This window comes from Escherichia sp. GZ89, from assembly GCF_019366485.1.
In the GTDB taxonomy this organism is placed as follows: domain Bacteria; phylum Pseudomonadota; class Gammaproteobacteria; order Enterobacterales; family Enterobacteriaceae; genus Escherichia; species Escherichia fergusonii.
In genome coordinates, this window is the sequence record NZ_JAEOHX010000072.1 from 1 (window position 1) to 538 (window position 538).

1 protein-coding gene is annotated in these 538 nt (G+C 53.0%); it reads right to left on the minus strand.

The annotated features are described in order from the left end of the window. Positions 1–538: 3-phosphoshikimate 1-carboxyvinyltransferase (locus tag K0335_RS22265; protein ID WP_374940500.1), on the minus strand; the 538-nt coding region annotated here is incomplete at both ends.

Consider the following 538-nt stretch of genomic DNA (forward strand, 5'->3'; position numbering starts at 1 on the left):
TCACTCGCCAGTTATAAATATTGCGCAACGTCGTGGTTCCTTTCGCAAACAACGCCGTGGTGGCAATCGTCATCGCCGCATCCGGAATATGGTTCATATCCATATCTATGGCGTGCAATTCGCCGCGCGTGCAGGCAATAAAATCATCGCCCCAGGTAATGGTCGCGCCCATTTTCTCCAGCACATCGGCAAAACGAATATCGCCCTGCATACTTTTGCGGCCAATCCCGGTCACTTTTACCGTGCCGCCTTTTATCGCCCCAGCGGCGAGAAAATAGGACGCTGACGAGGCATCGCCCTGACCGCCCTTCACGACAAATTGTTGGTAGTGATGGTTCGCTATCTCCACGCCAAAGGTTTTCATTAAATTTAGCGTGATATCGATGTAAGGTTTTGATACCAGTTCGCCTTTAACGCGAATAATTGTGTCTTCAGGCGCCAGCGGCGCCGTCATCAGCAGAGCGGTCAGGAACTGGCTGGAAACGCTACCATCAACCTCAATGTCGCCGCCGATAAAACCGCCGCGCAGACGCAGGGG